We start from the raw sequence: 9,976 nt of genomic DNA on the forward strand, positions 1-9,976 counted from the left end.
AGTTGGTGTTGATGACGCTGAGGGTCCACCTGTTCCCATACCGAACACAGAAGTTAAGCTCAGTGGTGCCGAAAATACTTGGCTGGTGACGGCCTGGAAAGATAGGGAGATGCCAACATAATGAAATCCATCTGATTCAGATGGATTTTTTCTTTTGCAATTTTTAATTTCAAAAAACAAAAAAGGCCCTGTCATAGTTTAAATTATGACAGGGCTTTACTTAACTGTAATTCAATTTTGAATTATGCTTTCTTCTGCGTTCTCTGCTGTTCTGAAAACTTTTCTCTTGTTTTCTTTACAATATCAAGCTGTGAAGAAAGTGTTTCTTCTGTTGTCTTTAAAATGCTGTCAGAGTAAACATTTGTAGCTGTGCGGATTTCCTTTGATTTTGCCTTTGCATCGTCAACAATTTCCTTAGCCTTAACCTTTGCCTCACGAACAAGCTCGTTCTGATTGAGGATTGTCTTTTTGCGCTCTTCGGCATTGCGAATAATGTTTTCTGCTTCTTTCTTAGCCTCTGTAAGAATTGCCTTTCTGTCGGCAACTACATTCTTTGCCTGGCTGATTTCTGACGGCATTGCGTCCTGAATCTGCTCAATAATGTTGTACATCTCATCGCTGTCAACCATTACCTTGCCGCCTGAAAAAGGTACGGACTTAGCCGAGCCGAGTATATCCTGAAGCTCTAAAATTAAATCATCAATTTTCATAATTTATTATCTCCTTTATTTAAGGTTTACTTTTCTTTTTTATAAAGTCTTTCAACAATTCTGTCATGAATCATCTCGGGAACAAAATTGCTTATATCACCGCCGAGAGAAGCTACCGTACGCACCATACTTGAACTTAAATACATTGACTCCGACTCCGCTGTCAAAAATATTGTTTCAAGCTGCGGATTAAGCCTTTTATTGGTGAGTGCCTGCTGAAATTCATATTCAAAGTCAGACACAGCTCTTAATCCTTTTACTATTGCGTCAACCTTGCGCTCTTTGCAATATTGAGCAAGCAAGCCGCTGTAGCTTACTATTTCAACATTCTCGATACCTGCGGTTGATTCCTTTAAAAACTGTATTCTCTCCTCCGCAGAAAAGCTCGGAGTCTTTTTTTCGTTGGTAAACACACCGACTATAACCTTGTCAAACATATTTGCGGCACGCTTGATAATGTCGATATGTCCCAGCGTAACCGGATCAAAACTGCCCGGACAAATAACTGTTTTTTCCATTACAAAAAATCCTTATGTCTGAATGTGCTTATTTTTATTTTACCATAGCGATATTCTCTGTCAAGTACAAAATCGCCGTAATTTGCAGAAATTTGTTCGTCAAAGGGATTTTCTGCAATAATTATGCCTGTTTCACGCATATTCTCCGCCACAATAGGAAGTGCGTCCTGCAAAATTCCTTTTTTGTACGGCGGGTCTAAAAACGCTATGTCAAACTCGGTTGAGTTCATAGAAAGAAAGCTGCGGTAATCCATTGCAAACAGCTTTGCCTCTTTGTCAAATTTAACCGCAGAAACATTTTTTCGCACTACATCAAGCGATTTTTTTGATGCATCAACAAAATACGCCGAGCTTGCGCCTCTGCTTATTGCCTCAATACCCATCTGTCCCGAGCCTGCAAAAAGGTCGAGAAATGTATGCCCCATAATTTCAAACTGTATAATTGAAAATACGGCCTCTTTTATTCTTTCGGTGGTAGGTCTTACATCTTCTCCCTCAAGGGTTTCAAGTCGCCTGCCTTTTGCCGTTCCTGTTATTACCCTCATAACATCTTCCTTTTTTTCGTATAAAGCATAAAAGCACTTATTACGAATGTATTTTCTTCAATATTACATAATTATAACATATTATTACAAAAATTACAACATTTTTATTAATTCAATTTTCTGTCGTTTTTTCATTTGAATGAAAGTATCTGTACACTGCTATTGCCGCATTTTTTGTCATTTGCGGACATCCCTCAAGCTCTTCAAGATCTGCCTTTGAAATATTGTCAATCGTCCTGAAATACTTAAGCATTGCCCTTGCTCTCTTCTCCCCTATGCCGTCAATATCGGTAAGCGAGCTTTTAAAAGTATTTTTACTTCGCCTGCTGTGGTGATAGCCGATTGCAAAGCGGTGCACTTCGTCCTGCATTTTGCTAAGGAAAGTAAACAGTGCCCTGCGTGAGCTGACAGAAATTTCTCCGCCGTCACCCGTAACCGCCCTTGTACGGTGTTTGTCATCTTTAACCAAGCCGAAAAGCGGCACATCAATATTCATTTCCCGCAAAACTTTTTTTACTACCGCAACCTGACCTTTACCGCCGTCAAGCAAAATCAGGTCGGGCAGTTTTCCGAAGCCCTCGTCTGCCTTTTCAGCTTTATAGTATTCGTCAAATCGTCTGCCGATAACCTCCGCCATAGATGCGTAGTCGTCCTGTCCCTCAAAACCCTTTATCTTAAATTTTTTATAGGCGCACTTGTACGGCTTGCCGTTTTTATAAACAATCATACCCGCAACATTTTCCGTACCGGCAAGGTTTGAAATATCGTAGCTTTCAATGTATTGCGGTATTTTTTCAAGTCCGAGCAATTCCTTAAGCTCTTCAAGCACACTGTATTCCTTGACTGTCGCACCCTTGCGCTGTGCAAGTTCTTCGGCGGCGTTTGAACGGCACATTGCCATAAGCTGTGCCTGCTCACCCCTTTGCGGAACTGTAACATACACCTTACTGCCACGCTTTTCGCTCAGCCAATCCTGCATTGCTGTCAAACCGTCAAAATCTTTGTCAATGGCAATATTTTTCGGTATATCGTCACGAATAGTATAGTAGCGCAAGATAAATTCCTCGGTTTCACTGTCACTGTCGCCCGAATCAAAAACAAAACTTTCTCTGTCAAAAAGCCTGCCGCCCTCAAAGCGAAATACCTGATAACAGGTCTTTTTTCCGTCCGAAAAACTGCCGATAACATCTTCGTCAAGAACCTTGTTTGCAACAACCTTTTGCTTGTCCCCCATTTTTTTAATTGAGCTGATTTTATCACGGATTCTTGCGGCTCTTTCAAATTCAAGATTTTCTGCCGCCTCCTCCATTTTCTTAGTGAGGTCTTTAACCGAATTTGACGAACCTCCCTTTAAAAACGCAAGCGCCTGTTCTACGCTTTCGTTATAATCGGCAAATTTCACCTTTCCCGTACACGGAGCGGAACAAAGTTTGATATGATAGTTAAGACACGGTCTGCCCTTGCCAAAATCCTGCGGAAACTTGCGATTGCAGGTTGGGAGCATAAAAATTTTGTTAGCCTCCTCAACTGCGCTCTTTACATAGTAACTGCTTTTGTACGGTCCGATATATTCGGCATTATCGTCATTTTTCTGGAGAACATAAGAAATTTTGCGCCATTTGTCGCCGCTGACCTTGATGTAACTGTAGCCCTTATCGTCTTTAAGGAGAATATTATATTTTGGGGTGTGCTGTTTAATCAGACTGCACTCAAGAATGAGCGCCTCAAACTCGCTGTCTGTGATAATGTATTCAAAGTGGTCAACATTGTCAACCATACGGCGCACTTTTTCTGCGTGGTTGTTTTGAGAACCAAAGTATTGGCTGACACGGTTTCTCAAAGCCTTTGCCTTTCCGATGTAAATAATTTCACCGTCAGCGGAATGCATAATATATACCCCGGGCAAAAGAGGCAGTGCCATAGCTCTTTTGCGGAGTATTGCCATTTTGGGATTCATTGATATTCTCCTTTGAACGAAGTTTTCAACATTTTATTATAATAGCGTTAAAAGATTGATTAAAAATTCCGTAATAAACAAACCTTAATCATAAAACAGAGTATAAAAAACCGATTTTTATATTTTCTTTGTTAATCTGAATTTATATCACAAATCCGCCGTTTACACCGAGGACTTGTCCTGTAATAAACTTTGCCTTATCCGAGCACAAAAACAATGCGGTCTGCGCTATATCATCAGGTTCGCCGAGCATATTGAGCGGAGTTTCATCTTTTAATTCATTCACAGTCTGCTCGTCAAACGATTTCATCATATCGGTCATCACAACTCCGGGTGCAATGCAATTGACACGAATACCTGAAAGTCCGACTTCCTTTGCAAGCGCCTTTGTAAGTCCGATTACGCCTGCCTTTGCGGCGCTGTAATGCACCTCGCAGGACGCACCTACCTGCCCCCACATTGAACTGACATTTAGTATAACCCCGCTGTGATTTTTTATCATAAAGCGTTTCAGTACCTCTCTTGAGCAATAAAAAACGCCGTCAAGGTTAGTGCCTGTCATTCTTCTCCAATCCTCATCCGTTATATCCGTAAAAAGTTTTTGCTGTGCTATTCCTGCGTTATTCACAAGCACATCAACATTGCCGAACCGATTTTCAACTTCGTCAAAAAGGAAAGTAACTTCTTGCGAAGATGAAACATCCGCTTTAACAGGTAATGCAGTCGAGTTAGTTTCGTTCTCTATCTTTTTTGCAAGCGCAAGCGCCTTGTCTTGTGAATTGTTATACTGCAAAACAACATTGTATCCGTCCTTTGCAAAAGCAAGCGCCGTTGCCGAGCCGATACCGCCCGACGCTCCTGTGATTACTGCTGTTTTCAAACCTTCATCTCCGTTTCATCTCCGTTTTATTTATATGATAATTATAACATCTATAAATTACATTTACAAGATTAGGTTATTTGGCAACGGTTTGAAATAAATAAAAACAGCTTTGAATCGGCATAAGCGAAAACAAAGCTGTTTGTTTAAATGTTGCGGCAACTATAACTAAATAAAAATAAATTTAAATCTAAATTATCTCTTTAAGGTTTTTCACCATATCGGCAATAACTTCCATAATTTTTTCAGTCGGTTTTTCCTTAAGCAATTTGTCAAGATTTTCTTCAAAATCCTTTGGTAAAATTTCACAGCGCTCCTTGCAAATTTGAACAAGTCTTTTTTCTCCCGGGTGGGTAAGTCTGTTCACTGCAAAAATAACATCAAAATAGCTTGCAACAAAAGCGGCTGTTCTGTGATTTACACTTACAAAATCGTTTCTGTCAATCGCTTTTTTTATCTGCTTGTCAAATGACGGCAAAATACCCGAAAGCATCTTCATATTTAAATCTATAATATTTTGACGGAGTTCTTCGGGATACGGAACGGTAAACTTCTTTTTAATCTCCGCATATTTACCGCTTGGGTCATACACGATCTGCGATGTAATAATGTTATGCCAAAAACAAGTTGTATAACCGTGGTTTGCGTGATGTTCAAAAACAGTATAGCTTATAAATTTATCGAATTTATCCATAGGACGGTATATAATGTCCATAGGAACACCGTCTTTGAGTATAATATTGTCTTCAAACTCCCAATAATGATTGCCGATTTCCATTTGCGAACAGTAAGGCGCAAGGATATTTTCTCTTACACCGTTGTCGATGTTATCTGTAACATACACATAAACATCATAATCTGATTTTTCGTCAAAAACACCGTTTGCACGGGAACCGCCGAGAGCAATAGCCTCTACCTGCGGCAATGCGGAAAGTTTTTCAAAAATTTCGTTTACCATAATTCACCAATCTTGTTAATGTATAGCTTTTTTAATTTCCGATAAAAAGGTTCTTTGTCAAAAGTTTTGGAAATTATGGTTTAGCGCATAGCTTTATCTAAATAATTTATTAATACTACTCCAACATTTAGGACAGAACCTTTAATTTTGCAAAAAAGCGGCAAAGTTTTGCCTTCGTTGCCCATAAATTACATAATAGACTTAATAAGTCCGCCTTTTTTAATAATGTTCTGAATAAACTCCGGGAAAGGCTCTGCCTGATAAGTCTTGCCTGTTGTTTCGTCTGTGATAACACCTGTATCAAAGTTTACGGAAACAACATCGCCCTCTTTGATTTCCTTTGCTGCCTCGTCACACTCAAGAATCGGAAGACCGATATTAATTGAGTTGCGGTAGAAAATTCTTGCAAAAGTCGAAGCAATTACGCAGGAAATACCGCTTGCTTTAATTGCAATCGGTGCGTGTTCTCTTGAAGAACCGCAGCCGAAGTTCTTTTCGGCAACCATAATGTCACCCTCGTGAACCTTATTTACAAATTCTGCGTCAATATCCTCCATACAGTGAGCGGCAAGCTCTTTGTGAGATGCTGTGTTGAGGTAACGAGCAGGAATAATTACATCTGTATCTACATTGTCGCCAAACTTGTGGACTGTACCCTTAGCGTTCATAATCAGTACCTACCTTTCAAAAAATCAAAGCTTTGCAGGGTCTGTAATGTAACCCTTAACAGCACTTGCGGCAGCTACAGCCGGGCTTGCGAGGTAAACCTCACTGTCAACATGACCCATTCTGCCTACAAAGTTACGGTTTGTTGTTGAAATAGCTTTTTCGCCTGCGGCAAGAATACCCATATGTCCGCCAAGACAAGGGCCGCAAGTCGGAGTAGAAACTACTGCGCCTGCCTCAATAAATATATCAAAAAGTCCCTCGTGCATAGCCTGTAACCAGATTGCCTGTGTACCCGGGAAGATAATGCATCTTACATTCTTTGCTATCTTTCTGCCCTTGAATACCTCTGCGGCAGCTCTAAGGTCGGTAATTCTGCCGTTTGTGCAGGAACCGATAATGCACTGGTCAATCTTAACCTCTGTTTCGCCGATTTCGTCAACTGTTCTTGTGTTTTCCGGAAGATGCGGGAAAGCAACTGTCGGGCGGATTTCACTAAGGTCAATTGTGTATTCCTCGTCGTACACAGCGTCCTCATCTGCTGTATATTCAACAGGTGTACCCTGATATCTGCCGTTGCAGTATTCACGGGTTACATCGTCAACAGGGAAAATACCGTTTTTAGCGCCTGCCTCAATAGCCATATTTGCAATGCAAAGTCTGTCATCAATGTTGAGATATTGCACGCCCTCGCCTGTAAATTCCATTGATTTGTAAAGCGCACCGTCAACACCTATCATACCGATAATGTGGAGGATAACATCTTTGCCGCTTACAAATCCCTGTGGCTTGCCGACAAGATTAAATTTAATAGCGGCAGGAACTTTGAACCATGCCTTACCGCTAATCATACCTGCGGCCATATCTGTTGAGCCGACACCTGTCGAAAATGCACCGAGGGCACCGTATGTACAGGTGTGAGAGTCTGCACCGATGCACAAGCAGCCCGGTCCGACAAGACCCTGTTCAGGCAAAAGTGCGTGCTCAATACCCATCTGACCTACATCTCTGTAGTTTTTGATGTCATATTTATCTGCAAAAGTTCTTACCTGCTTAACCTGAGTAGCCGCTTTAATATCCTTATTAGGAGTAAAGTGGTCCATAATCATAGCAATTTTAGTGTTATCAAATACTGCTGTTGCACCGTTCTGTTCAAAAACATTGATTGCAACAGGTGATGTTACATCGTTACCGAGTACCATATCGAGTTTAGCCTCAATAAGCTGACCTGCCTTAACCTCTGAAAGACCTGCGTGAGCCGCAAGAATTTTCTGTGACATAGTCATACCCATAAATATCACTCCTTATATTTTTTCTAATATCATTATTACATACCGCTTGCAAAAAGATTGTAAAGTATGCTACAATTAAAGCAAAATAAGAACTTTGTCGCTAAAATATGGTTTATCGCTCAATTTTAGCCAAATAACTTAAGAATTTAGGTCAAGCCGTTAAAAAGGTTGACCACACTTTTATAATTGCTCGGCAAAAGTTTTATAAACCGCATTTACCAATCGACAACCGAGGTGAAACTATGGAAAAAAATCTCAACACTCCTCCCACACAACTTTACAACATACACTACGATATGAAAACTCTGTTTGACAGTTTGCCGTACACCAAATCTTTTGCAAAAGGCGAAATAATCTATCACCAAGGCGATATTGCAGACAGCTTTTACTATATAAAGAAAGGCAAAGCAACTGTATTTATGATTTCTCCCGACGGAATGGAAAAAACTCTGAACACTGCCTCAAAAGGTGAACTTATAGGCGAAGGTGCATTTTTTGACCACAAACCGAGGGTAAGCTCCGCAAAAGCCGTAACTGCAAGCGAGCTGACCATTATTGATAAAAAAATTCTCCTCGACCTTATTCAAAAAAATCCTCCGATTGCATTTGAACTGCTTGAAATTCTCGCCACAAGAATAAGACTGCTTACCACCCAGCTTGACTCAATGACATTTATGCAGGCAGACGCACGAATAGCAAAACTTTTGCTTGACGATATGGTTGACGGCAAAGTATCGCTCACACACGAGGAAATTGCATTGACGGTAGGCGTGTCACGAATTACGGTAACCAAAACACTAAGCAGATTATCGTCGCAAGGCATACTTGCCACACATTACAGAGGAATAAAAATACTCGACAAAGCAGGTCTTGAAAAAATTTGCGGGGAAAAATAATAATGTAAATATTGTTTAGCAAATTACTATTTTAAAAATCAAATTTGAAACTTGCCAAACTATTTGGCTTTGTCAAGAAAAGTGTGTAAGTTTTTAAAAATAGCGGAATGTAATTTTTGTAAAGCACACTGTGCAAATATACATTGTTGTTTTCAATGTCTGCAACGATAAAGCAATCCGATTTTTCACTGTAATATACATTTTCAAGTTCGGCGGTGTAAAACAATTGCGAGAACAAACAAGTATGTAATCTATGCCATTGGAATACACCCCCTTTCGCAAGGGAGCTGAAACAGCCGCCACCGTTCCTTTGCAAATATTTATTATAAACACAGTATTTAATACTTCGTAGTATTAAAATAATCTCATCCGTTTTTCAGTACAACGCATTTATTATTTCTTGATGTAAAGACAGATTCAAAATTTTCTTTCGGATATTCAACAAGTCCGTTAATAGGGTCTGCTATGGTTACCGTGTCGGCACTGTAGCCAATCAAATCGGCTGCATGGTCGTCCATACACCAATCGTATTGTTTGCCGTCTGTTCCTGTCCAGGATTCAATGTCACTGCGTTCAACCATACCTATAGTAACCCATACCACAATCGGGTAGCCTTTATCGACAAGTTCGTACAGTTCCTGAGGGGTAGAACCTGTAATGTCTATGGCTTTCAGTTTGCTGCCCGTGTATTTAAAATAGTTATTTGCCGCCGTTACAATAGGAGTTGTGCCGCAGACATAGCCGTAAACGCTTGTAGGGTCGCCGATAAAGTATTGTTCGGGACTTGAGCCGTAAAGGTTTCCGTCCTCGCCGTACTCAATGTCGTAAGGCGTGCAGGGGAGGTATTCGGTAGCCATAGTGTATTTGTCAACATTGCAGCCGCTGTAGTTCATAGCCATTGTAAGGGCAGTTACTTCACAGCCCGTAGGAAGTTCAGGCTCCTGATATATTATATCGAAATTTTGAATAACGCAACTGTCCCTTGACGCTCTTGATACTGTTGCAGTGCTGTTTTCCCTAAAATCATCGGCAATGTCATTTTTTTTGCCACAGCCTGAAATCAAAGTTATAGCGCTCATTGCGGAAAGCAAAAAAGCGGTGATTTTTATTGCAATATTTCTCTTCATCGCAATTCTCCGTTTCAAGTAAACATATGTACAAATTATACCACAAGCTTTGACAATAAACAATCTTTTCGGAGTAATATTGTTGTAAATAAGTTGTCACTTCTCAAATTTAAGATAGATTAGGCAAAATTTGTTTTTATAATAAAAGCTTTCTGACGGTAAAAATAACTCAAACTGAATTATTTAATTGTCAATAATTGCCTTTAATTGATATGTTTTGTGTTTGTAAAAAAATTGTAAAAAAGTGTTGACAAAGTGAACGCACAGTGATATAATCAATACTGTTCTCAAGAGAGAACACAATTAAACAGTTGGTGTTAATGACGCTGAGGGTCCACCTGTTCCCATACCGAACACAGAAGTTAAGCTCAGTGGTGCCGAAAATACTTGGCTGGTGACGGCCCGGAAAGATAGGGAGATGCCAACA

10 protein-coding genes and 2 rRNA genes are annotated in these 9,976 nt (G+C 40.1%); 3 read left to right on the plus strand and 9 right to left on the minus strand.

Features of this window, described 5'->3' with window-relative positions; all coding sequences use genetic code 11:
• The first annotated feature begins 1 nt into the window (after position 1).
• Positions 2 to 118: ribosomal RNA gene (gene rrf / locus I2E21_RS11935) — 5S ribosomal RNA — on the plus strand.
• Between the two features lie 124 nt (positions 119 to 242).
• On the opposite strand, the gene I2E21_RS11940 is transcribed toward rrf (I2E21_RS11935), so the two are convergent.
• From I2E21_RS11940 to leuC, 8 genes are all read right to left on the minus strand, one after another.
• Positions 243 to 710, minus strand: a complete 468-nt coding sequence (locus I2E21_RS11940; protein ID WP_022234320.1) for a hypothetical protein — start codon at positions 708 to 710, stop codon at positions 243 to 245.
• 26 nt (positions 711 to 736) lie between these two features.
• Entirely contained in the window at positions 737 to 1,228 is a 492-nt protein-coding gene (coaD, locus tag I2E21_RS11945) for a pantetheine-phosphate adenylyltransferase (RefSeq protein WP_022234319.1), read from the minus strand.
• Complete coding sequence (gene rsmD / locus I2E21_RS11950; protein WP_022234318.1) at positions 1,228 to 1,773, minus strand: 16S rRNA (guanine(966)-N(2))-methyltransferase RsmD; 546 nt, start codon at positions 1,771 to 1,773, stop codon at positions 1,228 to 1,230. Before rsmD ends, coaD begins: the two co-directional genes overlap by 1 nt.
• A gap of 112 nt (positions 1,774 to 1,885) precedes the next feature.
• Positions 1,886 to 3,730: an excinuclease ABC subunit UvrC gene (gene uvrC, locus I2E21_RS11955; RefSeq protein WP_186935338.1), complete on the minus strand. Its 1,845-nt coding sequence runs from the start codon at positions 3,728 to 3,730 to the stop codon at positions 1,886 to 1,888.
• Between the two features lie 142 nt (positions 3,731 to 3,872).
• Positions 3,873 to 4,610: an SDR family oxidoreductase gene (locus I2E21_RS11960; protein ID WP_186935339.1), complete on the minus strand. Its 738-nt coding sequence runs from the start codon at positions 4,608 to 4,610 to the stop codon at positions 3,873 to 3,875.
• Between the two features lie 190 nt (positions 4,611 to 4,800).
• Positions 4,801 to 5,568 (minus strand): nucleotidyltransferase domain-containing protein, encoded by a 768-nt coding sequence (locus I2E21_RS11965; protein WP_195411470.1) that lies wholly within the window; start codon positions 5,566 to 5,568, stop codon positions 4,801 to 4,803.
• Between the two features lie 188 nt (positions 5,569 to 5,756).
• On the minus strand, positions 5,757 to 6,236 hold the full coding sequence (gene leuD / locus I2E21_RS11970) for a 3-isopropylmalate dehydratase small subunit (protein ID WP_022234314.1): 480 nt from the start codon (positions 6,234 to 6,236) through the stop codon (positions 5,757 to 5,759).
• 24 nt (positions 6,237 to 6,260) lie between these two features.
• The gene (leuC, locus tag I2E21_RS11975) at positions 6,261 to 7,526 is read right to left on the minus strand and encodes a 3-isopropylmalate dehydratase large subunit (protein ID WP_195411471.1); all 1,266 of its coding nucleotides are present in this window, start codon (positions 7,524 to 7,526) and stop codon (positions 6,261 to 6,263) included.
• 242 nt (positions 7,527 to 7,768) lie between these two features.
• Between leuC and I2E21_RS11980 the strand changes: the two genes are divergently transcribed.
• Positions 7,769 to 8,422, plus strand: a complete 654-nt coding sequence (locus I2E21_RS11980; protein ID WP_022234312.1) for a Crp/Fnr family transcriptional regulator — start codon at positions 7,769 to 7,771, stop codon at positions 8,420 to 8,422.
• A 365-nt stretch (positions 8,423 to 8,787) separates the two neighbouring features.
• Here I2E21_RS11980 and I2E21_RS11985 read toward each other — a convergent pair whose 3' ends face one another.
• Positions 8,788 to 9,549, minus strand: a complete 762-nt coding sequence (locus I2E21_RS11985; RefSeq protein WP_022234311.1) for a C39 family peptidase — start codon at positions 9,547 to 9,549, stop codon at positions 8,788 to 8,790.
• Positions 9,550 to 9,859: 310 nt separating this feature from the next.
• Here I2E21_RS11985 and rrf (I2E21_RS11990) point away from each other — a divergent pair.
• Positions 9,860 to 9,976, plus strand: a 5S ribosomal RNA gene (gene rrf / locus I2E21_RS11990).

This window comes from Ruminococcus sp. BSD2780120874_150323_B10 (genome assembly GCF_015553695.1).
In the GTDB taxonomy this organism is placed as follows: Bacteria; Bacillota; Clostridia; order Oscillospirales; family Acutalibacteraceae; genus Ruminococcoides; species Ruminococcoides intestinale_A.